22 protein-coding genes, 1 other RNA gene, 1 pseudogene and 1 other annotated feature are annotated in these 23,782 nt (G+C 43.1%); of the genes and pseudogenes, 2 read left to right on the top strand and 22 right to left on the bottom strand.

Going from position 1 to position 23,782, the window contains the following annotated elements; translation table 11 throughout:
- Nucleotides 1-35: 35 nt before the first annotated feature.
- The 13 genes and pseudogenes from rplS to BQ7344_RS16900 all read right to left on the bottom strand — a co-directional run.
- Complete coding sequence (rplS, locus tag BQ7344_RS01030; protein WP_015542902.1) at nucleotides 36-383, bottom strand: 50S ribosomal protein L19; 348 nt, start codon at nucleotides 381-383, stop codon at nucleotides 36-38.
- A 116-nt stretch (nucleotides 384-499) separates the two neighbouring features.
- Nucleotides 500-1,495 carry an OmpA family protein gene (locus tag BQ7344_RS01025; RefSeq protein ID WP_072521042.1) on the bottom strand — a complete coding sequence of 332 codons (996 nt, stop codon included), beginning with the start codon at nucleotides 1,493-1,495 and terminating at the stop codon, nucleotides 500-502.
- A 12-nt stretch (nucleotides 1,496-1,507) separates the two neighbouring features.
- A complete protein-coding gene (locus BQ7344_RS01020) occupies nucleotides 1,508-3,139 on the bottom strand; it encodes a MotA/TolQ/ExbB proton channel family protein (protein WP_072521041.1) in 1,632 nt (543 codons plus the stop codon).
- A 205-nt stretch (nucleotides 3,140-3,344) separates the two neighbouring features.
- The gene (locus tag BQ7344_RS01015; protein ID WP_083585456.1) at nucleotides 3,345-3,959 is read right to left on the bottom strand and encodes a histidine phosphatase family protein; all 615 of its coding nucleotides are present in this window, start codon (nucleotides 3,957-3,959) and stop codon (nucleotides 3,345-3,347) included.
- On the bottom strand, nucleotides 3,959-6,376 hold the full coding sequence (pheT, locus tag BQ7344_RS01010; protein ID WP_072521039.1) for a phenylalanine--tRNA ligase subunit beta: 2,418 nt from the start codon (nucleotides 6,374-6,376) through the stop codon (nucleotides 3,959-3,961). Before pheT ends, BQ7344_RS01015 begins: the two co-directional genes overlap by 1 nt.
- 55 nt (nucleotides 6,377-6,431) lie before the next feature.
- A complete protein-coding gene (pheS, locus tag BQ7344_RS01005) occupies nucleotides 6,432-7,451 on the bottom strand; it encodes a phenylalanine--tRNA ligase subunit alpha (RefSeq protein WP_072523307.1) in 1,020 nt (339 codons plus the stop codon).
- A gap of 48 nt (nucleotides 7,452-7,499) precedes the next feature.
- Nucleotides 7,500-7,723, bottom strand: a binding site (T-box leader).
- Nucleotides 7,724-7,727: 4 nt separating this feature from the next.
- On the bottom strand, nucleotides 7,728-8,630 hold the full coding sequence (locus BQ7344_RS01000; RefSeq protein WP_072521038.1) for a YihY/virulence factor BrkB family protein: 903 nt from the start codon (nucleotides 8,628-8,630) through the stop codon (nucleotides 7,728-7,730).
- A gap of 60 nt (nucleotides 8,631-8,690) precedes the next feature.
- Complete coding sequence (locus tag BQ7344_RS00995; RefSeq protein WP_072521037.1) at nucleotides 8,691-9,827, bottom strand: SpoIID/LytB domain-containing protein; 1,137 nt, start codon at nucleotides 9,825-9,827, stop codon at nucleotides 8,691-8,693.
- Between the two features lie 72 nt (nucleotides 9,828-9,899).
- Nucleotides 9,900-10,955: an aldose epimerase family protein gene (locus tag BQ7344_RS00990; protein WP_083585455.1), complete on the bottom strand. Its 1,056-nt coding sequence runs from the start codon at nucleotides 10,953-10,955 to the stop codon at nucleotides 9,900-9,902.
- 75 nt (nucleotides 10,956-11,030) lie between these two features.
- A non-coding RNA gene (gene ssrS / locus BQ7344_RS00985) (6S RNA) lies at nucleotides 11,031-11,208 on the bottom strand.
- A 120-nt stretch (nucleotides 11,209-11,328) separates the two neighbouring features.
- On the bottom strand, nucleotides 11,329-12,819 hold the full coding sequence (thrC, locus tag BQ7344_RS00980) for a threonine synthase (protein WP_072521036.1): 1,491 nt from the start codon (nucleotides 12,817-12,819) through the stop codon (nucleotides 11,329-11,331).
- A gap of 186 nt (nucleotides 12,820-13,005) precedes the next feature.
- Complete coding sequence (locus BQ7344_RS00975) at nucleotides 13,006-13,851, bottom strand: cell wall hydrolase (protein WP_072521035.1); 846 nt, start codon at nucleotides 13,849-13,851, stop codon at nucleotides 13,006-13,008.
- 264 nt (nucleotides 13,852-14,115) lie between these two features.
- Nucleotides 14,116-14,217, bottom strand: a pseudogene (locus BQ7344_RS16900) (ABC transporter permease); the annotation flags it as partial.
- A gap of 334 nt (nucleotides 14,218-14,551) precedes the next feature.
- On the opposite strand from BQ7344_RS16900, the gene BQ7344_RS00970 reads away from it, so the two are divergent.
- Nucleotides 14,552-15,148 (top strand): cytidylate kinase-like family protein, encoded by a 597-nt coding sequence (locus BQ7344_RS00970; RefSeq protein WP_072521034.1) that lies wholly within the window; start codon nucleotides 14,552-14,554, stop codon nucleotides 15,146-15,148.
- Nucleotides 15,149-15,629: 481 nt separating this feature from the next.
- Here BQ7344_RS00970 and BQ7344_RS00965 read toward each other — a convergent pair whose 3' ends face one another.
- The 7 genes from BQ7344_RS00965 to BQ7344_RS00935 form a co-directional block, all read right to left on the bottom strand.
- Complete coding sequence (locus BQ7344_RS00965) at nucleotides 15,630-16,727, bottom strand: DUF362 domain-containing protein (protein ID WP_072521033.1); 1,098 nt, start codon at nucleotides 16,725-16,727, stop codon at nucleotides 15,630-15,632.
- A gap of 115 nt (nucleotides 16,728-16,842) precedes the next feature.
- On the bottom strand, nucleotides 16,843-17,490 hold the full coding sequence (locus BQ7344_RS00960) for an ABC-2 transporter permease (RefSeq protein WP_072521032.1): 648 nt from the start codon (nucleotides 17,488-17,490) through the stop codon (nucleotides 16,843-16,845).
- Nucleotides 17,487-18,338 (bottom strand): ABC transporter ATP-binding protein, encoded by an 852-nt coding sequence (locus tag BQ7344_RS00955; RefSeq protein WP_072521031.1) that lies wholly within the window; start codon nucleotides 18,336-18,338, stop codon nucleotides 17,487-17,489. The genes BQ7344_RS00960 and BQ7344_RS00955 overlap by 4 nt, the downstream gene beginning before the upstream one ends.
- Nucleotides 18,332-18,712, bottom strand: a complete 381-nt coding sequence (locus BQ7344_RS00950) for a GntR family transcriptional regulator (protein WP_015542969.1) — start codon at nucleotides 18,710-18,712, stop codon at nucleotides 18,332-18,334. The genes BQ7344_RS00955 and BQ7344_RS00950 overlap by 7 nt, the downstream gene beginning before the upstream one ends.
- Nucleotides 18,713-18,870: 158 nt before the next feature.
- On the bottom strand, nucleotides 18,871-19,425 hold the full coding sequence (locus BQ7344_RS00945; RefSeq protein ID WP_072521030.1) for a DUF5662 family protein: 555 nt from the start codon (nucleotides 19,423-19,425) through the stop codon (nucleotides 18,871-18,873).
- Entirely contained in the window at nucleotides 19,385-21,271 is a 1,887-nt protein-coding gene (locus tag BQ7344_RS00940; RefSeq protein WP_083585454.1) for a Type II secretory pathway, pullulanase PulA and related glycosidase, read from the bottom strand. Before BQ7344_RS00940 ends, BQ7344_RS00945 begins: the two co-directional genes overlap by 41 nt.
- 38 nt (nucleotides 21,272-21,309) lie before the next feature.
- Nucleotides 21,310-22,071, bottom strand: a complete 762-nt coding sequence (locus BQ7344_RS00935; RefSeq protein ID WP_072521029.1) for an exodeoxyribonuclease III — start codon at nucleotides 22,069-22,071, stop codon at nucleotides 21,310-21,312.
- Between the two features lie 200 nt (nucleotides 22,072-22,271).
- Here BQ7344_RS00935 and BQ7344_RS00930 point away from each other — a divergent pair, with 200 nt between their 5' ends.
- A complete protein-coding gene (locus tag BQ7344_RS00930) occupies nucleotides 22,272-22,646 on the top strand; it encodes a DUF1292 domain-containing protein (RefSeq protein ID WP_072521028.1) in 375 nt (124 codons plus the stop codon).
- A gap of 60 nt (nucleotides 22,647-22,706) precedes the next feature.
- Here BQ7344_RS00930 and BQ7344_RS00925 read toward each other — a convergent pair whose 3' ends face one another.
- The gene (locus BQ7344_RS00925) at nucleotides 22,707-23,225 is read right to left on the bottom strand and encodes a dCTP deaminase/dUTPase family protein (protein ID WP_015542974.1); all 519 of its coding nucleotides are present in this window, start codon (nucleotides 23,223-23,225) and stop codon (nucleotides 22,707-22,709) included.
- A 62-nt stretch (nucleotides 23,226-23,287) separates the two neighbouring features.
- On the bottom strand, nucleotides 23,288-23,782 hold the full coding sequence (nrdG, locus tag BQ7344_RS00920; RefSeq protein ID WP_072521027.1) for an anaerobic ribonucleoside-triphosphate reductase activating protein: 495 nt from the start codon (nucleotides 23,780-23,782) through the stop codon (nucleotides 23,288-23,290).

Raw genomic sequence — 23,782 nt, 5'->3', positions numbered from 1 at the left:
TTATTGTCCCTGCTTCTGAAACCTTTGAAATTTTCTTATCTAACGCGTTCTTTAACTTTAGCAGCTTTACCTACACGATCTCTCAGGTAGTTCAGCTTAGCACGGCGAACTTTACCATGACGGATAACTTCTACTTTAACAACGTGTGGGGAATGAAGCGGCCATGTTTTCTCAACGCCTACACCATTGGAGCTCTTTCTTACTGTGAAAGTTTCTCTGGTGCTTCCACCCTGTCTCTTAAGAACAGTTCCTTCAAAGATCTGAATTCTCTCACGGTTTCCTTCTTTGATCAGAGCGTGTACTCTTACTGTGTCACCTACACGAAACTCCGGTACTTCTGCTTTTAACTGAGCAGCTTCGATGTTTTTGATAATGTCGTTCATTTTATTCTCTCCTATTCTTATCTGGATGTTCTTAATACATACGACTGTAACAGAGGACCATCTTTTTTACAACATTGTTGATTATACTATACTCTCCCTGCTAATGCAAGAAGTTTTTAATTGTTTTCTGTATTTTCCGCATCTGTCTGATCCGCGGTATCTGACTGGCTGGCTGTACCTGCAAGAAGCTGATTCAGTTCGTCAATCATTTCTTCGTCTTTCAGACGGAATTTGACTTCTACTCGTCTGGATGCATCTTTATCTACATTTCCGTCTGCATCCAGCACCGGATTTGCCATGGAATGTCCGTTGACTGTCAGGTACTTCTCGAGCTCCTGTGACTGCTCGTCATTCAGGAAATTACCCTGAATATCAATCAGATACTGTGCCACTGCCAGTGATCTCTGCTGAGACAGCTGCAGATTGTAACTGTAATCTCCGTCTGTATCTGTATATCCATCGATAATGATCTCTGCAAGGTAATCTTTGTAATCATCCTGCAGAAGTACTTTACAGTAGATTGGAAGTATCTGTTCCAGTGCCTGTTTACCGGAATCGGTCAGCTCGGCCTGATCATAATCAAACATTACACTCGCTTCCAGAGTCAGCGCACCGGTCTGTGCATCAATGTCAACATTTATATTATTTTTGGAAAATTCATTTTTCAGTGCCTCAATAACATCAGCCTTTACACCGATAATCTGATCGATCTGCGCCTGCTGATCTTTCAGCTGTGCTGTCTTCTCGTCAAGTGCTGTCTGCTGTGCATTCAGTGTCGATTCCTGTTCTTTCAGTTTTGCAGCGAGAGCCTCCAGCTGTTTCTGCTGCTCGGCAAGCTGCTCATCCTGACTCTTTAACTGTTCATCCTGATTCTGCAGCGTCTCATTCTTTTCATCAATGGCATTCTGTTTATCCAGAAGTTCCTGCGTGTACTGCTCCTGCATCGCAATCTTTTCATCACGCTCCTGCAGACTTTCGTTATAGCTTTTCTGTGCCTGAAAAAGCGTCACACACATGATCAGCACAAAGAGCAGGAGCACACCTGCCATCATATCAGAATAAGAACGCCAGACATTAAATCCATTTCCTTCTGATTTTTTCTTTTTGCGCATCTGCTTCTCCTTTTATCTGAATAAACCGAATTTACCTTTCTGTACACCTTTGGAAAGTTCACGGATATTTCTGGAAATCTCTTCCAGAAGTTCCTGCTGCTGTTCGCCCTGCTCCTGAATTGTTTCCTGAAGCTGTTCCAGCGTTTCTCTCTGTGCGATCTGTCCACCACTGAGCTGAACATTATTTCCGCTTCCTGTCGCCGAGATATCTGCAAGCAGACGACGAACCTGTTCCATAGTCCTACAGGACAGTTTCTGATACTGTGCAAAATCCTGAAGTTTCTGTTCAAACGCCTCAACAACTTCACGATTTGCTTTTGCCACATCCGCATTACCTTTGCTCGCTGCGGAAATACGTTCCATTCCCTGCGCTGCAGCCTCGACATATTTCTGCATGGTCTGGTTACATGCAACCCAGAATTTTGCAGAAGAGGTCTCTGCTTCCTTAAGATAATCCGCAAGATGCTGGTAATCTGCCTGCTGCTGTTTCTGGATTGTCTGATTATCCCGTACAATACGGTCAGCCACAGAAATGTATTCTTTCTGAATACTTATGGACTCTTCAAGCATCTTTTTCATTGTAGTCTCATGCTCTACATAAGCATCACTGAGCTGCTTGCTCATAGCCTGATAGAGGTTTGTCGTATAGTTTACATTGTCCGTCTGTGCATCTTTCAGCTGAGTAAGTGCTTTCCCGAAATCTGCAAACTGTGTTTCAAATGACGCATTCATTTCTTTCAGGAATGCATCCAGAATCTCTTTTACCGCATCTTCCTGGCATCTGGTCACGGAATCAACCAGTGTATCCAGAGAATCATTCATTTTTTTGAAAGTTGGTGTAATAACCTTTTCAAAACTGTCCGCCATTTTTACTGAAAACTGCTCTGCCATCTGATTCATGGCCGCTGTCTGATTCTTCTGGCTTGCAACCAGAAGGTTCATTGACTCACTCTCTGCGCTTGGCATGACATATGTATGAAAGCGATCAAGAAACAGCTGAAGATTTTCTGTCATAGATGAATATTCGCTCTTCATTCCTGAAGTATAAACGATGGAAAATGCAATACCGTAAATAGATGTCAGGAATGCAACCTTGATACCATCGACCAGAGAAGAGACAGAACTTGTCATTGCCTCATAATCCGACGGCTGGAAATCCTTAAGTCCCCATACCAGACCTACGAAGGTACCCAGGATACCAATACTGGTAAAAAGATCCGGCGCCATTTCCAGAAGTCGCTTATGCACATGCATATCGAGGTCATCCTCATTCAGAAATTCTTCGATGTCCACGATTCCTTCCTGACTCTTCGCAATACTGTCTGTAAATGCCTTCATCTTGCTATCCAGATAGGAGTGGTGAAAAATCCCGTTCAGTGATGCCACTTTATCCGGTGCTACTCTTCCCGGCATTTTAAAGGCATCCTCCAGCTCGTCCGCCGCATCCTTCAATGCAAGCGAAAGCTTATTCATTCGAAACATTCCGCCCAACAGCCCCACGATATAGACAACTGCAATGATACCGAGAAAAATAAAGTTGTAGATCAGCACACTTGCCGCACTGTTGCCTACGTACAATGTCATTCCGAGAGCAGCTGCAAGCACAGCCAGAAACAACACGACATTCATGATTTTTTTCCTCATAGCTAACCTCCCTGTAGTATTTAATTTATTCTTGTTTTTTTGCAAAAAAGCATTGATTTCATACTATTTTCTGCCTTTTCTATCATATCATATCACAATTTTACGAACAAGCTGTTTTCCTGACTTTACCCGTTTCTCACAAATTTTTCATATTTCCGGCAATTACATGAAAAAACAGGCGATTCTTTTCGAACCGCCTGTCTCATTATGCATATACTTTATCTTCTTCCAAAAGCACAGCCTCACCATCTTTTACTTCAACGATATTCACACCACAGTTCGGCGGAACATGTCCATGCCAGAAGTCTTGCGGATCCTGATAAATGTTCTGTAAAAGCGCGCGCACTGCACAGCCGTGTGATGCGATCAGAATCGTTTTGTCCTGATAATCCGGATTACCGGTTACCTCTTCCCAGAATTCTTTTGTCCGTGCAAGAATATCTGAAATATTTTCTCCGTTCTTCGGACGTTCAAATTTCCATGGATCATTAAAAAACTTCTCCATCTGCTCATTCAAAAACACATGATCATCTGTAAAGCAGACAACACCTTCCAGTTCACCAAAATTGATCTCCTGAATTCTTATGTCCTCGATGACCGGCACCTTATGTGGCTGCTTTTTGAGAATCAGCTCTGCCGTCCTTCGCGCTCTCACAAGAGGGCTTGTGATGCAGAGATCAAACGGGACTTCTTTTAATGCTTCACCCGTTTTCTCTGCAAGCTCGATTCCCTTCTCTGCAAGTGGGATATCCGCCGTTCCCTGCACTTTGTGGAGTTCGTTCCACACGGTTTCCCCGTGCCGTACAACATAAAGTTTCATCAGCTTCTCAGCTCGATTCCAAGGTCTGTCAGACCATTCAGGATTTTTTTCATTGCGGCTGTGATCTCAGCCTCTTCCAGAGTCTTGTCATGATCACGGAATACAACAGAATAAGCCATGGATTTGTATCCGGCTTTGATCTGTGCACCTTCATAGATATCAAAGAGCTGATAAGATTCAAGAATCTTTCCGCCTCTCTGCTCCAGAACGTCTTCGATCTGGCCAGCAAGCACATGTTTCGGAACAACCATACTTAAGTCACGGGTAACTGCCGGATATTTGGCAATTCCGTTGAATTTGTGGTTGAATCCACAGAATTCAAGGATATCCTGAATATCAATCACTGCGACATATGTTCTTTCTCCGATTCCATAATTATCTGCAACGATCGGATGTACCTCACCGAGATAGCCGACTACTTTGCCTTCATAGCTGATGTTGGCCTGTCTGCCCGGATGCAGATATGTCTTATTGCTGTCCGGTGTATAGTGAACTTTCTTCTTCATGCCGGATTTTTCAAAGAATTCTTCTACAACACCCTTCATGTCAAAGAAATCACCAGCTCCGTACATACCAAGAGTAAAGTGTGTCCTTTCATCCGGAAGCTCAGTCAGCGGAAGTGCCTTCGGCAGATAAACTTTACCGATCTCGTACAGACGAACACCTTTGTTTCTTCTGTTGTAGTTGGTTGCCAGAGAAGACAGCATACCATGCAGTGTGGTCGTACGCATGATACTGTAATCTTCACCAAGCGGATTACTGATCGTAATAACTTTACGAAGATCACTATCCTGCGGAATGCGAAGTTTATCAAATACCTTCGGGCTTTCGAAAGAATAAGTCATTCCTTCGGAGAATCCACAGTATTCTGCGATATCTCTTGCCACATTCTCGATGCGGAGTTTGAACGGAAGTTTACCTGTAGTAGCTTCTCCGTTTGGAAGTGTGGTCGGAATCTTGTCATATCCGAAGAATCTTGCAACTTCCTCTGCTACGTCTGCCATGCAATGGATATCCTGACGGAAAGTAGGCGCTACGATCTCGTTTGTCTCCGGATCCAGTGTCAGTTCAACTTTTGCAAGGTATGCAAGCATTTCTTCTTTTGTAAGGTCTGTTCCGAGAAGTGCATTGATGCGCTCCGGCTCAAACGGTACTCTGGAAGGTTCTCTCGTCTCATTACAGATATCTACACATCCGCCTACAACTTCACCTGCTCCCAGTTCTTCCATAAGCTGGCAGGCACGGTCGATTGCTGCTTTGGCATTGTTCGGGTCAAGACCTTTTTCGAATTTACCGGATGCATCAGTACGAAGTCCGATTCGCTTTGAAGAAAGACGGATGTTCGTACCATTAAAGCATGCTGCCTCAAAAAGTACCGTATGCACATTGTCTGTGATCATGGAATTTTCTCCACCCATAATACCTGCGATACCGACAGCCTTTCTGCCATCGCAGATCATCAGAACCTGGTCGTCCATCTCACGTTCCTGACCATCCAGTGTTACGAATTTCTCTCCGGTTTTCGCACGACGCACAATAATTTCTCTGCCTTCGATGGTATCCAGATCATATGCGTGCATCGGCTGACCGTATTCTTCCATAACATAGTTTGTAATGTCTACAAGATTGTTGATCGGACGGATGCCGTTGGAAGCAAGGCATCTCTGCATCCATTTCGGTGACGGGCCGATCTTGACATTTTTTACAACTCTTGCTGTATATCTCGGGCAAAGTTCCGGATCCTCTACGGTAACTTTGATATAGTCAGATGCATTTTCATCGTTTCCTGTTTCTTTGACTACAGGAGGAATGAATTTCTTATCAAAAGTAGCAGCTGCTTCTCTTGCAATTCCAAGTACTCCATAGCAGTCTACACGGTTGGATGTGATCTCATATTCGATAACAACATCATCAAGACCAAGTGCTTTAATTGCACTTTCTCCAACTACTGCATCTTCCGGGAAAATGTAAATGCCGTATTCCGGTGCTTCCGGATACATTTCTCTTGAGCTTCCCAGTTCTTCGATAGAGCACATCATACCGCAGGATTCTACGCCTCTGAGTTTTCCCTTTTTGATTTTGATCCCGCCAGAAGTCATTTTACCGTCATGACCGCCGGCAACACGACCGCCGTCCAGAACAACCGGTACTTTATCTCCTTCTTTGACGTTCGGAGCACCTGTTACGATCTGAACAGTCTCTGTTCCGATATTCACCTGACAGATGATCAGTTTATCTGCATCAGGATGTTTTTCTATTTTTTCAATCTGTCCGATCACGATCTTGTCCAGATCTGCATCCAGTTTTTCGAAGCCTTCCACTTTTGTTCCTGACAGTGTCATGGCATCTGTGTATTCCTGGGCTGTTACATCCAGATCCGGCACATACATTTTAATCCAGGACATTGATGTATTCATGTTTTATATCCACCTTTCGAATAAAGTTCATTTAAATTAATTCTGTTGAATTGAACTAGAATTGTTTTAAAAATCTGACATCATTCTCATAGAGAAGACGCATGTCATCGATTTCATATTTCAGGAGCGCGATACGTTCCAGACCTACGCCAAATGCAAATCCGGTATATTCATCAGGATCGATTCCACACATTCTGAGCACGTTCGGGTGAACGGTACCGCAGCCGAGGATTTCGATCCAGCCGGAACCTTTACAGAAACGGCAGCCTTTTCCGCCGCATTTAAAGCAGGAAACATCAACCTCTGCACTCGGCTCTGTAAACGGGAAATGATGTGGTCTGAATTTTGTCTTTGTCTCCGGTCCGAACAGTTCCTGTGCAAACTCCTGCAGAGTTCCTTTAAGATCTGCAAATGTAATATTCTTGTCGATGACAAGACCTTCGATCTGATGGAAGGACGGAGAATGTGTTGCATCTACTTCGTCAGAACGGAATACACGTCCCGGTGCGATCATACGAATCGGCAGTTTGCCTTTTTCCATGGTACGCGCCTGTACCGGGGAAGTCTGGGAACGAAGAAGGATAGAATCATTGATAAAGAATGTATCCTGCTCATCTCTTGCCGGATGATCTTCCGGAATGTTCAGTTTTGTAAAGTTATAATCTGCATATTCCACTTCCGGACCCTCTACTACTTCGTAGCCCATTCCGATGAAAATACGCTCTACTTCTTCGAGTGCAATGCTGTTTGGATGACGATGACCGATCATTGCTTTCTTTGCCGGAAGTGTAACGTCGATCACTTCTGCTTTCATTTTTTCTTCACGAAGTGCTTCTTCCAGTTTCTTTCTGGTTGCTTCCAGATGTTCTTCGATCTTCACACGGGTCTCATTTACCATCTGACCTACTTTCGGACGATCTTCCGGAGCAACATCTTTCATACTCTTTAAGATTGCAGTCAGCTCACCCTTTTTGCCAAGGTAAGCAACTTTTACTTCATTCAGCCTTTCCGGACGATCTGATTCCTCGATCCGTTTTCTGGCTGCTTCAGCTAATTCCTGAAGTCTTTCCTTCATATCCATGGTTTTACTCTCCTTTTTTTAACATAAAAAAATCCGTCCCTAAAAAGGGACGGAATTATAACCGCGGTACCACCCTGCTTCCCATGGAATTATCCACAGGCACTTGAGTTATGCTTAACGCGCACCCACGTCGCTTCCTACTGAAAGTTCAGAAACGAGGCTCCGGCGGGAAATTAAGAAACTGTCTGAACTTAAAGGAGCTTACAGCCGATGACTCCCTCTCTCTGTAAGAAAACAATTTCCTGAAACGCCTTCACAGCTTTTCGCTTATCAGTCTTTATGATGCCACAGCGCCAAAAATCTGTCAAGCAGTTTTTTTATCTGCTGCCATACAGTATACTGTGCCTGGCGGAACTGTTTTTCAAAATATGCATTTAATTCTGCCCCGTAAAGCAAGAGATTCATGCATACATAAAGCCACAGCATAACCATGATCAGTGCAGACAGACTTCCGTACATATTACTGAAATTCGGAAAAAATGTAAAATACAATGAAAAGAAATAGGAAAACATTGACCATGCCACAGCAATGATAAATGCCCCCGGCACCTGACTCTTCAGGGATGCTTTTCTGTTTGGCAGGTATCTGTACAATACAAGAAAAACAAGAAAGAGTACAACAAAAACAAGAAATGTCTTGGCACTCAAAATTCTCCCTACTACCTTCCCGAGTAATGGCATGTGAACAACCAGTTCCGCATGTATCCGGTTACCCATAACCAGAAGCAGAAGACTGGTAATAATCGCAATAATAAACAAAAACATATATAACATCGAATACAACCGGTTCGTCAGCCAGTTTCGAGTTTCTTTTACGTGATAGATCACGTTCAGTCCCGCAATCAGGGACTGCATGCCCTTGCCGGAAGACCACAGTGCGAACAGACCGGAAATCGGTACGACTGCTGCACTCTTCGTGAACACTTCTGCAATGATCTTGAGTACAAAATCCTGTAAATTATCCGGTACAAACCCGATGATCACCTGTCTGAGCATCCGGTAAGTAAGCGGTGTATACTGTACAAGTGCGGTGAGCACCAGCACAAAAGGAATAAACGACATGATCAGGAAATATGCCGCCTGCGCAGCATATGCACCGATATGATCCTCCTGCATACGCTTTATAAAGCCAAGGATCAGCGCTATCGTGCCTTTTTCTGATTTTTTTTCCATATTTTTTCTCCCAGGGTCAAATATGTTTGTTGTACATTTTACCATGAAATCATATTTCTGTCATCCCAGATTTTCAATTGTAATATTTTTGAAAAAATAATCCAGAATTATCCTGTAATCGTAACCCTCTTCTGCCATCACATTTGCCGCCGTCTGGCTCATTCCCACACCATGCCCGTAACCGCCGCCTGTAATCTTCACAGATTCACCTTTTTTCATTTCCAGTTCAAAATATGCACTCGGCAACAATTTTCCTCCTTCAGTCTCTGTGCCATCCTTTTCTGTAATCGTGCAGCCCTCCGGAGAAAAGAACTGCCGGATTTCATATTCATTTTTTAATTCAAAAGAGTCTTCTTTCATACTCACCGTAAGATCGGTTACTGCTCCGCTTTCATTTCTTGCATTCACTGTAATTGCTGTCAAAGCATCCTTTTTATCCTGATATGCTTCTGCCCGCTTTTCTATATTTTCCCACGGAATTTCAACGGACCAGCGGCTCCACGGTTCCCGTTCATCAAATTTACAGGGAACACTTTTCAGATAAGAAGCAGCCTTTGCAGCACCCCAGATTTCATCCGTGCTGGTCACACCTGCCGAAGTCGAAAAATAATATGCATCGATGGCTTCTCCATTCTGACATATGATCTGCCCCTTTGTTTCTTCGACGGCATGTGTCGTGGAATCCTGTGGCCGAACATTTCCATACACCTGAAAGCTCACGCTGTCATCCACATCCGCATCATACTCTGTCAGTCTGCCCTCCTGTATCTGTTTCCATGCATAGGTTCTTGCACATACCGCCTGTGCTTTCAGTGCTTCAAGCGAATACGATGACGGCATTTCACTTGGTACAACCCCTTTCAGATATTCTTCCAGACACAGTTCATTTACCAGTAGAATTCCCTGCTCATCCGGTATTAGCTCCATACTCCCATGATATACCGGTGCACCATCCTGGCGCTTCAATGATTGAATACAGATGCCTTCTTTTTGCGCCGGAATACGTATGGTTGTTTTTTGCTTTTGAAGTTCTTCTGCTTCATATCGTATTTCCCTGCCGTTATAAGCGACCGTCACCATCGGGTGATAATATGACTGAAAATCACTATCCGATATCAGCACACGAATTACCGGATCCGGCACTTCTGCATAAATTTCTGCCACACATTTTGTCACTGCAGCACTATAAAAAATCATACTTATTCCAATAAAAAATCCGACCTTCTTCATACTGCATTATATGAAGAAAGCCGGAAAAATAACTTTTATTTATTTTCTGACGGAGAAACAGTAAATGGTCTCGGAATAATATCGCTCACCAGCATCCAGAACCGGGGAATGGAACGCTTCTACATTGACTGCATTCGGCTCTACCTGTGTTTCCAGGCAGAACGCTTCTCTCTGATTGTAGACATGTCCGTTCTTACCATGCTCGTTTTCTACAAAGTTGGCTGCATAGAACTGCACGCATGGGCAGTCACTCAGTACACTCATCTCTATACCGGTCTTTTCGGACCATGCACGGGCAATCTCACGGACACTGGCTTTGTTATAATAATCGGTCACATAGTTATGATCATAACCGCCTGTAATCTTTAACTGCTCGAAGTCGGCTTCAATCTCATCGCCAATCTGATGTGGTGTGCGGAAATCCATCGGGGTACCTTCAACCGGTGCATTCTCTCCAAGTGGAATAGATCCTTCTCCAACAGGTGTATAAGCTTCTGCATGAATCGTCAGGTACTGATCCATTGCCTTGCCACTGCCTTCTCCTGCCAAGTTGAAATAAGAATGATTGGTCATATTGGCAACTGTTGTCCTGTCACAGACACCTCCGTATACGATCCGAAGCTCATTATTTTCTGTCATTTCATATGTAACAGAAACCTGAAATTCTCCCGGGAATCCATTCTCTCCATCCGGACTGATTCTCGAAAATGTCACTGCATTTTTGTCCTCGGAAATCTCTGCCGCATTCCAGATTTTTTTCTCAAAACCATTCGGTCCACTGTGCAGATTGTTTTTGCCCTCATTCGGTGTAAGGGTGATTTCCTGTCCGTCCAGCACAAATCTGGAATCAGCAATACGGTTTCCGCTTCTTCCGATCGTCGCGCCAAAGAAGCATCCGTTAACCTCATAGCCTGCAAGATCATCATACCCCAGAACTACATCTGTAAGTTTACCTTCTCTGTCCGGTACACAAAGCTTTACCAGAATTGCACCAAACTGTGAAATTTCTGCATAAGCACCGGCTTTATTTTCCAGATGGAAAATCTGAATTTCTTCTCCTGATGATAATTTTCCAAATGTTCGTTTTGTTACCATAATTTCCTCCCAAACCTGACTATACATAATACTTCTTCAAAAAAAGAGCCATATCTCTATGACTCATTTCTTTCTTTAAGATCCGGAATGCCGTTCCCTTCCATTTGACGCCTAGCCTAAGCCAGGATGGGTGTCCGCAACTGAAGATCTGCCTACCACAACGAGAGGTCTGACATCACTTCAACAATGTAGGAGTCCCTATTTGTCAATGTAGGTTCAAATAAAAAAGGGGTCTCGCACATTCCAGAAGTTATTTTCTTTTTTTATTGTACTCTATTATATGTGATTTTTCAACACATAATACTGGAAAAAGTTTCTGTAAAAGATTCTTTTGTTACTGTTCACAGCAACATTCTTTTCTGTGTTTGTTAAATCAGTGAATGCCGAGAACTTTTTTGACAGTATCCGGCATATCCGGTGCATCTACTACAATATCATGCAGTACCGGTGCTGTACGGATTTCTTCTACTGCTTTCGGCACTTTGACACCGGAAATGGCAGAAAGCTGATCTGCCAGTGCAAAATCATCTTTGTCTTCTTCTTTATCTGCAACAGCATCCATTACGCTTCTTGTGAATTTGTACGGACTTGCTGTAGATGCAATCACCGTTACAGTATGATCGTCTGTATCCTTCAGATATTTCTTATAAACGCCTGCCGCAACAGCTGTATGAGGATCGATCACATAATCACTGTTTTTGTAAACATTATGGATGGTCTCTTTTGTTTCTTCTTCGCTGCAGTAATTTCCATAGAAATCTGCAAGACCTTTTTTCATTTCATCAGTGATTGTATATTCTCCGCCTTCACTTAATGACTGCATCAGTTCTGCACACTTCTGTGCATCTTCGCCTGTCAGACGATAGATCAGACGTTCCAGATTGCTGGAAATCAGAATATCCATGGACGGAGAAGTTGTAAGGATAAAGTCTCTCTTTCTGTCATAAGTTCCTGTACGGAAGAAATCAAAAAGGACTTTATTCTCATTGGATGCGCAAACCAGTTTATTGATTGGAAGTCCCATCTGTTTTGCATAGTAAGCAGCAAGAATATTTCCGAAGTTACCTGTCGGAACTACAACATTGATCTTGTCTCCTGCTTTTACTTTGCCCTGTCCGACCAGTCTGGAGTAAGCATATACATAATAAACAATCTGTGGAACCAGTCTTCCGATATTGATGGAGTTTGCAGAGGAAAACTGGAATCCGGCACCATCAAGTTCTGCTGCAAGCTCACGGTCGTTGAACATCTTCTTGACTGCTGTCTGCGCATCGTCAAAGTTTCCGGTAATTCCAACTACATAAGTGTTGTCACCCTTCTGCGTTACCATCTGCTTTTCCTGAATCGGGCTGACACCGTGTTTCGGATAGAATACGATGATTCTGGTTCCCGGAACATCCGCAAAACCTGCAAGTGCCGCCTTTCCGGTATCGCCGGATGTTGCAGTAAGGATTACGATTTCATTTTTGACTGCATTTTTCTTTGCAGCAGTTGTCATAAGATGCGGCAGGATAGAAAGTGCCATATCTTTAAATGCAATCGTCGCACCATGAAACAGTTCCAGATAATATGCACCATTAGCCTCATGAAGCGGTGCGATCTCAGAAGTATCAAACTTCTCATCGTATGCACTTGCAATACAGTTTTTCAGCTCTTCTTCTGTAAAGTCTGTAAGGAAACGGCTCATAACTTCATATGCAGTTTCCTGATATGTCATCTGTGCAAGCTTTTCTGCCGGCACATCCAGTTTCGGAATCTCAGTGGGTACAAACAGACCTCCATCTTCAGAAAGTCCTTTTAAAATTGCCATGGAAGCAGTTACTGTTTCGCCTTTGCCTCTTGTGCTCTTGTATAATACCTGCATGTATCCTTCCTGCCTTTCTTCGAGTTTGTTTCATTTTTGGTCACAGTATACCACGTTGCCGTGTAAAATTCCATAGCAAATTACAGAACATTCCCAAAAAGTATTTTTTATAATTCCTGTCAAACAAAAAAGATTCCGGTGAAACACTTAGTATCCCCGGAACCCACTGTGTTTTTTTTATGTATTTTACTGCTGAACTGCCTCAGGATATGTATAAAATTCATGCACACCATGTTTAAACAGCTTTTTAAGGTTCTTATCAAACCACTGAATGTTATTCTTGGCTGCTGCTGATTTCTGGATAAAGAACAGCGCACCCTCTGAATAATCCACACCTTCCAGTGCCTGCTTAACAGCCTCTTTTGTTTCGTTGGTAGGGACTACTTCAGAAATACGTCCATCAGCTACCGGTGAAAACTGTGCCACACCATCTATATACTGCCAGATGACATCTGTCGCATTATTCGGAAACTCCGGATATTTGATACGGTTCATGATGACATTTGCTACCAGAACACGACCTTTAATGTCCTCTGTGCCTGCTTCTGCCTCTACGATCTGTAGAAGATTCTCATAATCCTCATCCGACATCATCTTCGCAGAAGAAGAATGAGAAATCACCTGCGCATCAAAGTTATCTACTGTGGTCGTCATCAAGTCGCTGACATTCATCTCCACCGCACTGCTGGTAACTTTGCTGACACGCTGACCAACAATCACATCATCACAGGAAATACCGATACGCTTGACGGTCATACCGGCTGACGGTGTTGCATTTACTCCTGAAACCACACCTGCAATTCCGGTTGGCAGAGAATCATCCGTATAGACCGTATATGTGCTGCTTTTCTGCTCAGATGCAGCATAAACCTGATTCTGTCTTCCGCTTCCGATAAGCTTACATCCGCCGGTCACAGTCAGTACTGTAAGCGCACAGACGCTCAGTGATACAAATCCATGAAGGGAAGAATTCTGTACTTTGCCGTCTTTATCCTTTCTGTTATGCTGTTTTGTTAATCCTGTTTTTCTCATACTCAAACATTCCTTGCATCTTTGTCATTACTTTTTTCGTTACTGTTTCGTGTTTTTAACTTTTTGTAACATTTCTGTAATGCATAAGAAAATTATATTTAATATGCGTAGATATGTCAAGTAATTTTTTCCAGTACTGTTTTCCCTGACAGGATCATTATAACTTTCATGCCTCTGTATGGTCAATCATTTTCGTTCGACGGTTGTCTCTCAAATCCGACAATCGCTACTGTTCACTCCGTTCACAGCAACTTGGATACTGTTTTAACCGGTATAGCGAAGGGCCTCGATCGGCTTTTTTGCCGCTGCTTTCCAGGCCGGATACAAGCCGAAACATATACCGATCACAGCTGAAAATATAACAGAGCTCCGTCAGTTCGCTCTGAACATCTTCCACTGCTTCAAGTACAGATGATGAATCCACGGTTGCAAGTACAGTTCCTGCCGAAACGTGATCTCCGCTTTCAACAAAAACTTCCTTGTATTACTTTAACGAAAAGATGTGTTTACTTCTTGAGAGAACTGTGAAAGGCAAATGAATTAACCTTAAAGATACCTTAAAACTTATTTTAATTCGTCAGTTTTATTGCAAATATAATAAATTATTATCATTTTATTTTGTTTTTTTATTGAATTTTTCCAAAAATTATACTATGATAAAAGCATATAAAAGTTTGATTCTTTGAGAGGAGGCAGCTATATGAGTAAACGTATTATCACAATCAATCGTATGTATGGAAGTAATGGACGGATAATCGGAAAGGCTCTTGCCGAAGAAATGGGAATCGGATTTTATGACCGGGAACTGATCGAGCTGGCAAGCAGTAAAAAGCAGGTTCCGCTCAGTCAGTTGGCAGAAGTGGATGAAAAGCGGCCAAGTCCATGGGGATTCCCTATTGACAGTGAGCTGCAGATCGGTGTTGACCGTTATCCGATCCCCATGAATGATGTTCTGTTTGGCATCCAAAGGGAAATCATTCTTTCTTTAAGCGATCAGGAAGACTGTGTGATCGTTGGCAGGTGTGCAAACAACATTCTCACTGACCATGCTCTGAAAGTGTTTATCTATGCACCATTTGAAGACCGTGTACAGACAGTTATGAAACGACTGGATCGTGAGGAAAAGAGTGCAAGGAAACTTGTTAAGAGAATGGACAAGGAACGTCGTGCGTATTTTGAGTTTTTCACGGATCAGAAGTGGCTGGATATGGGGCAGTATGATCTCTGTATTGACAGCAGTAAGTTCAGTCTGGAGGAGGTTGTGAAGATTCTGAAGGAAGCTGCAATGAAGAAGTAGATGAGATTGCAGGTAACGAGCTGGAAGGATATTGATTGGTAATTGATTTTACGAAGGAACCCTGTAGCAGGGAGTTCGCAGACGGCTTCGTCGTCGGTAATTTCTAAGATATGACCTGTCTGTAAAAGGCATCCCCTGAAATCGTAAACTCGCATTTTGCTCGAACAGTACGATTTCAGGGGATAATACAGCCAGAACATATCTAAGAAATTGCACGACTTCTGCAGATGTCTGCGAGACTCCCTGCTCAGGGTTCTTTCTGTGAGTTCAAATAATTAAATTAATATGGCTTCCGGCTCTTAAACTTTGGAATTGGGAGGAGTGAGGTTTCCTGTTGTAAGTGAATTCAATAGTTTAAGAGAGCATTCAGACGGAAAGGGAAATTCCTGTTGCTGAATAGCGAATATCTTACAGGCTTCTCTGAACATAAATAGTAGATTGAGTCCATTCTGTAATAGAACTAGATTCTGATTTTTATTCTTTAGGAATGTTGCTCAATATACGCCTTCAAATATTCGTAGATCTGAGTTTCGGTTGGCGGGCAGCCTTCTACGTGACATCGGAAGTTTCGGGTGCAATGGCCGACACCGAGTTCGCCTGTCTTTCCACGGTAGCCCTGTCCGATACATATTTTTTCGTGGAGTTTTTCGAAGAGGCCTTCTTGTTTCAGCATATCAAGTGCCGGAATCAGGTAGCCGTAGCAGGCGCTGCAGGATTCTACTTCTTCTACTGCATCTGCCACATCGACTACTTTTCGTCGTTCTGCAATGTGATGTTCTGTTGCTTCTCCAAGAATCTGGATGTCTGCTTTTGAAATATCAGCGCAGCCTACACCAAGTTCTGCTGCCATTTTTACATATGGCACTTCTTCTACTTCATAATGTAACTGTTTGCAGACACAGGCATCAACCAGTACCGGATCCATCGCAGTCCAGATGCGATTCATCACAACCGGATTGCCTCCGTCTTCAAAATCCAGATCTCCGCAGATGTTATCAACTACAATGAAATCCTGATGGATTCCTGTATTCAGATGTGCAATCGGCTTGTGCAGTCCCATTGCATGGAAATGTCTTTTTTCTGTATTTGGAATCAGACCTTTCATGTTTTTCAGTGCACAGGTGATTTTTGTCTGACAATGTCCTTTCATGACCGGCACATTGATAAGAAAATCGACTTTTTTCACGCTTTCGCAGATTTTCAGTTCCAGTCCGCTGCAGTTTTTCACATAACTCTTATCTTTCTGAGTGTCATAAAATTTTACATCATAATTCTCACAGAGACTGCGATATCCGCAGACTTCAAAGGCATCTGCCGTACGGTCTCCCACCCAGGATCCCTCCAGAATCATCATATTCTGAAATCCGTTTTCTTTCAGATATTCCAGAATCCCGGCTACGATTTCCGGATGTGTGGTGCCACCCTCGGACGGATCGGATGGCGACACCAGATTCGGTTTGATCCCGACCATTTTATACCGGTCGCCGATCAGTTCTGCAAGATTACTTGCTGTAAGCAATTCCTTTGTCATCTTTTTGTATTCTGTCCCACTCTTTATAAAAATCTGATTTTTATTCATGAAATGATTCTCCTGTTTTTTTGAACTGGTTCCTTTGCAATTCAATTTCGTCATCAACAATTGTAATTTAGTCATTTTTATATATTTTGACTAAATTGAATTATAAATGACATAATTAAAATTCTTCCATCTTCTCCATAATATGTTCGCTGCTTTTCACAGAAATCCCCAGGCAGCCAACGCATACAATCACCATCCCAACTGCGATCACCACTCCATTCCGGGCGAAGGAAAAATCCTCCACATTTCCGTTTATATGAAACTTCTGCAATATTTCATTACACAAAGCAATGACTGCAAAAACAGCAACAGCAAGACCTCCCATAAGAATTCTTCCTCTGTCTCCGTATTTCAGTCTCAACGGCAGCATCAATGCCAGACACAATATTGCGCAGTAAAAAACAGCGCCCGCACTTACCAGTAATTCCATATTAACCTTCCTATAGACCAGCATACTGATCAACAAAGAGATTACTCCAAGCACTGCAGTCAGGCCGATACAGAACAGATATTTTTCCTTCACGTATTCTCTGCGTGTCACAGGCAGTGTCAAAAGAAATTGCATCCCGTGATCTGATGTATCATAAGAAATTGTTCCGGCAGACAGTCCAATGCTCACAAACACCATATATGCAGTAAAAAAGCTGCCACCATCCATGCTTTTGCCACTGAACAGATATATCACTCCTATAAAAAACAGGGCTCCCCATATTTTGATGTTTAATCTTGCCAGTTCCAGATCTTTCCGCAATAATCCTCTCATACCCTTTCCCCCTTCACAAGCATAGCGATTACTTCATCTATATTTCCTTTTTCATTGACAATCATCGGATAATTTTCCAGATAATAGGTTCTCTGATCTGTCAGACAGCTATAACCAAAAGATTCTTTTTTGACACGAAGAAGATATTCTTTATCAAGTCCGGTGAATTCCTGCTCCGACATTTTGAGCAATCCATATTCTTCCATAATGCGGTCTGTATCTTCATGCAGTACTATTTTCCCCTTATCAATCATGTACAGATCATCACAAAAATGTTCAAGATCTCCGGAAATGTGAGAACTGATCACGATCGAACGTCCCGGCACTTCCATGTAACCCCGCAGAATATCCAGAATCTCTTCTCTTGCAATCACATCCAGACCTGCCGTTGGCTCATCAAGAATCAAAAGATGACTGTCGTGGCTGACTGCCAGCAGAATTTTCAATTTGGCCTTCATTCCGGTAGAAAACTCTTTTATTTTTTTCTTCTGTGGAATATGAAAGTACTCACACCGTCTGTAAAACTGTTCCGGCTCAAAGTCCGGGTAAAATTCCTGCATAATTCTGCCCACCTGCTGCACTGTCAGGTATTCTGAAAAACCGCTGTCCGAAAAAACAGTTCCAATCTTTTGTCTGTCTTCTGCACTCAGCTCTCCCGCTTTTTTCCCAAACACTTTCACGTCTCCTGCGTCCGGCCGGATTAATCCCAGCATCAGTTTAAATGTCGTACTTTTACCGGCTCCATTTGCACCGATCAGACCAGTCACTCTGTTTTCCGGTATCTGCATATCCAGTTCAAGTGTAAAATCCCCATATTCTTTCTTCACATGATCCAACTGTATTAACATTCCCCATCCTCCATTATAATCTGAAATGTTTCGCAGATTTCCTGTGCGGTCAGTCCTCCGATCCGCGCTTTGCGCACTGCTGCCTCCAGTTCTTTTTCCAGTTCCCTTCGCCGCTCTTCCATCAGAAGTTCCTGATTCGTCGCTGCAATAAAACTGCCTTTTCCATGGACGGTTACCACCATTCCTTCCGACTCCAGACTGTCATATGCTTTTTTTACCGTAAGTGCACTGATCTTTAAATCTCTGGACAGTGCCCGCACTGACGGAAGTGCTTCTCCCGAAACAAGCGTTCCATTGATTATTCCAGCCTTGATCTGTGCAATAATCTGCTCATAAATTGGTTCCATGGAAGTATGATTGATGATCAGGTTCATATCCATCCCTCCTTGATAAACAGTATATAACAGTGCAGTACTGTTGTCAACTGTTATATACTGTTTATAATCTTATTTTAATATAAGATTACAAAAAGCCTCTCTCTATCTGCTCTTCGATAGAAAAAGGCTTTATCCTGCTTTGAAGCAATTGCTTTTTAATATTTAATTTTTCTGGTCTCACCCCTGAGGTATCTGTATTTGATATAATGAAGTAATTTTTCCTCTCCATGATCATTCAGAATACGAAGAAGTGCCTCAAGTTCTTTCTTTGTCTGCGGATGGATAAACCAGAGCTCTTCTTTACTTTTCAGGAAATAATCCAGCGGCTGGCTGTCATCATAAGCATCTCCCAGATAATTTCTGGATGCACTGATACGGTCGACTACCATCTCTGCTACGTATTTTCGCGGCATCTGTGCACCCATGATCACATGCTCGCCATCAATGGAATAATCTACCCAGTGTTCAAAATGATGTTTATTGCGCCCCTTGTGATGCAGCCACGAAGTAGATACACCTATGTCTTCTCGCTCTGCATTATTCGGACTTCTCGTTCCCTGATAGTATCTGCATCCCACGAGAAATTCTGTCGGAGAATACTTTGAAAGATCGTGAAGCAGTCCCTGCTTATATAACCCTATACGAAAACAATATTTCATTACAAGTAGTTTATGCCTCGTTATCGTTTTGAAGTGGAGCCACGGATGCATGTTCTGATTCCTCCTGCCTTGCTGTCAGCACCACGATAGTTCGTGGATTGATCTTGACAGATTTTTTGTATGGTTCCTCCTGTTCACGGAACCACGGTTCTCCCATCTCGGATGTGTCTGCTATCTTTTTCCAGTTCATTCCCTCCGGAAGATTCGGGAGTGCAATATTACGTTTTTCCCAGTGAAAATTCATCCCTATATAAAGGAAATCATCTTCTGTGCCATCGTCCTTCTGTGCATAGGCACCGCAGTACATGATACCAAGGAGGCGGCTCGTATTATCGCGGTTTAAAAACCATGCGCGCTCTCCGTGCACAGAAACATCCGGGAAACCTTTTGCCATATAATCTACACCACGCATTTCCTTCGGCATATGGAGAATCGGATGATTTTTGCGAAAAGCGATTGCCTCCTTCACAAAAGAAGATAGTCCGGTATGTCTTCTGGCATTTTTCCAGTCGGTCCATCCGGTCGGATTGTCCTGACACCATACATTGTTGTTGCCAGCCTGTGAATTTGCAAATTCATCTCCGCCATAGATCATTGGTGTACCCTGACTGAGCAGCAGCATCAGAAACGCATTACGCATCTGCTGTTCTCTCATCCTGCGTACCGCCGTCTTTCGCGTACCGCCTTCTACTCCGCAGTTCCATGAATAATTAAATTCACTGCCATCCCGGTTATCCTCGCCATTGGCTTCATTGTGGCGATAATTATAAGAAACAGTATCATACAGCGTAAAACCATCCTGCGCCGCCATATAATTTACTGTACCAAAATTCCCGGTATTTCTTCGCACATGGAACTCTGCGCCGGAGATCATTCCTTCATCACTCTTAAGGAAACGTCTCATATCCAGCATAAATCCGGCATTATATTCTGCAAGCATATTTTCTGCATCTGCTTCCCCTGAAACATTTGAAAACAGCTTTTTTGTTCCATAAAGGATTGGGTCACGCTCGATCACATCCTGCTGCACCCCATCTCCCAGCAGATGAAAGCCGTCTACATGATAATAAAGTTTCCAGAACCACAGTGAGCGTATCATCTGTAAGGAGGGTGTTCCCTTAGGGAAATACATTTCCATAATGCACTCGATCCCTGCTTTGTGCAATGCCCGGATCATATCGCGAAACTCTCTGTCCGGTTCCTTCGTAGCACAGTAAGATTCTTTCGGTGCAAAATAAAATCCCCTGGTATATCCCCAGTAATTTATTCTGTCATCGGATTTCTTACGAACTGCCAGATTCACAGCATAATCTGCCTGTACACATTCCTGAAATTCATATGCCGGCATCAGTTCTACCGCATTGATCCCAAGCTCTTTCCAGTACGGAATCATCTCAGTAAGTCCTGCAAAAGTACCTCTTTTTCGAAGTGCAAGCTTCGCCTGTCTGGTATATCCACGTACATGTATTTTGTAAAGAATCATTTCACTGTACGGAATCTCCGGTGCGGTGTCCCCCTCCCAGTCATATTCTTTTTCTGAAAGAAATGCACAGCGAACCTCATGTTCATCTTTCGATAACGGTGCACCAAATTTCTCGCGCCCACGGATTACGCAAGCAAAAGGATCCTGTACGATTTTTCCATCTATGCGGAAATTGTATTCATATCGTTCCGGTCTCAACCCGGTTACCAGCATCGCACACATCCTGCCGGTGCGATACTCCTCTGTAAAAGGAAACTCTGTTTCCGGTTCCGCAGCCCCCTTTCGATATAATACCAGTGAAGCTTCTGTATCACCTGGAACCTCCACTGCAAAATTAATGCCGTTTTTCTTTTTGTTTACACCGGGGACTACCGGATCTCCCTTATACGCACAGATTCTGTTCTTTTTTTCCATTCCCGGTTCTCCTTGTCACTTTATTTCGCTCAGATCCATTATTTCTCAAAATCAATATCCAGTTCTACCGGACAATGATCTGAGCCCATAATTTCTGTATGGATCGATGCATCCTGAAGTCTGTCTTTCAACGACGGAGATACAATAAAATAATCGATTCTCCATCCTGCATTCTTTTCACGTGCCTTAAAGCGATAAGACCACCAGGAATAGATTCCTTCTTTATCTGGATAGAAATAGCGGAAAGTATCAACAAATCCGCTTTCCAGCATACGTGAAAAGCATGCTCGTTCTTCATCGGTAAAACCTGCATTTTTGCGGTTGGTCTTCGGATTCTTCAGATCGATTTCCTGATGCGCCACATTCATATCACCACAGCAGATCACAGGCTTCTTTTCCTGCAATTTCAGAAGATAGGCCAGAAAATCCCGTTCCCATTCCATTCTGTATTCCAGGCGGCGCAGTTCACTCTGGGAATTCGGTGTATATACCGTAACAAAATAAAATTCTTCAAATTCAAGTGTGATCACACGGCCTTCTTTGTCGTGCGCTTCTATCCCGATTCCATTTACTACCGACAATGGCTCTTTCTTTGTAAATACGGCTGTGCCGGAATACCCTCTGCGGTTCGCATAATTCCAGTACTGGTGATACCCCGGAAGCTCCAACTCAACCTGTCCCTGCTGGCATTTCGTCTCCTGCAGACAGAAAATATCTGCATCCAGCTCCTTAAATCTATCCTCAAAACCCTTTGTAATACAGGCTCTGATTCCATTTACATTCCATGAAATCAATTTCATTGTCTCATTTACTCCTTCAAATCGATCAAATGTCTGATATTTCCATTATACATGATTCACGATACAGTTTAAACACATTTTTTTATTTTCTTCTCACGCATTTTCTCTGTCTTTTCTCCGGCATTTTTGCTTTCCCGTTGTATTCGCTTCTGTTATCTGTTAAAATAGACTGATAATGAAAACAAAGTGAGGAAAATCAAATGAGTGACGAACTGAAAAATGGCTGTACGCCAAGCGACTGTGCTTCCTGCGGACTGGACTGCGGCAGCAATTCTTCCACCGAAAGCCATAATACCATCACCCTGACTCTGGACGATGACACAGAGATCGAATGCGCAATTCTGACTGTCTTCCCGGTAGATGCCCAGGAATATATTGCCCTGCTTCCACTTGACGAAAACGGACAGAATCAGGACGGAGAAGTTTATCTTTACAAATTCTCCCGTACCGAGAAAGGTGATCCGATCCTTGCAAACATCGAATCCGATGACGAATATGCAAAAGCTGCCGAAGCTTTTGATATCGTGCTGGACAATGCACGTAAAGCAGAAGCTGCCGGTGCACCGCTCGAATAATTTTTAAAGAAAACGGAGGTTTCCGCCATTATCGGCTGAAACCTCCATTTTAATTACGTCTTATTTCTTTTCTGTGGTGCTTCCGAATCCACCATTGCGGACTCCGGTTGCTTCATCATCTACCGTGATTCCATACTCTACAAAGATTCCCTGCATAAAGCCTGTACCGGCTGCAATGCTGACAGTTTTATCTTCGTTGCTGTCATTTGTGATCTTTGAGAAAATATGACCTTCATTATCCGAATAGAAATAATCACTGTCAATGATTCCCACTGTATTATTTAACTGGAGACGGAATTTGAATCCAAGTCCGCTTCTCGGGTAACATTTCAGTACCCAGTCCTGTTCCATTTCCACGCGGATACCAGTCGGGATCTTTGCAGTCTCTCCCGGGGCCAGTGTAATATCAACAGGGGCAAAAAAATCATATCCGGCACTTCCGGCGGTTGCCCTTAATGGAAGACGGATGTTTTCGTAAACAGATAAAATTTCTTTCTCATCTGCTGTCGGAAAAGTATCTTTCCAGTCCTTTGCAAACTGTGCAGGACTTACTTTATGAAATTTTGCGATTCGTCTCATGCTTCCTCCTGTGCCTCTTTATATAACAGGTATTTTGCTTTTGATCTGCAAATTAAACTTGCTTAATTTGCACAATGTAAAACAATTTTTCCCTCGCGAAGTGTCGCGGGAACATTAATGACACGCTGATTGGAAGAGCCTTTCCATCGAAGAGAGGTATCTGCTTTGTCAGCCTGAAACTCTCCATCTACACAGACATCCAGATACTGTACGACTGCTTCATTCTGAATTTCTTCCCATGTAGAGCCGGTATACAGCCAGATTGTCTTGTCCGGATATCTTTCACGGATTTTTTTCGCAAAAGCAGTAACTGCTGAAATGTTCGATGGATGCAGTGGATCACCTCCTGAGAAGGTGATCCCACTGATATAATCTTTATCCAGCTCTGTAAATATTTCGGCTTCCTCTGCTTCTGTAAATGCAAGTCCGCCGTTTGGATCCCAGGTGATCGGGTTCTGGCAATCCCGGCAGCAGTGATTGCAACCGGCAACCCACAGAACAACCCGAAGCCCGTCTCCGTTCAGCATATCATCTTTGGTTATATTATGATATCTCAT

Origin of the sequence: Blautia sp. Marseille-P3087, from assembly GCF_900120195.1 — a bacterium.
Classification (GTDB): Bacteria; Bacillota; Clostridia; order Lachnospirales; family Lachnospiraceae; genus Blautia_A.
This window is presented reverse-complemented; position numbering and strand designations above follow the sequence as displayed.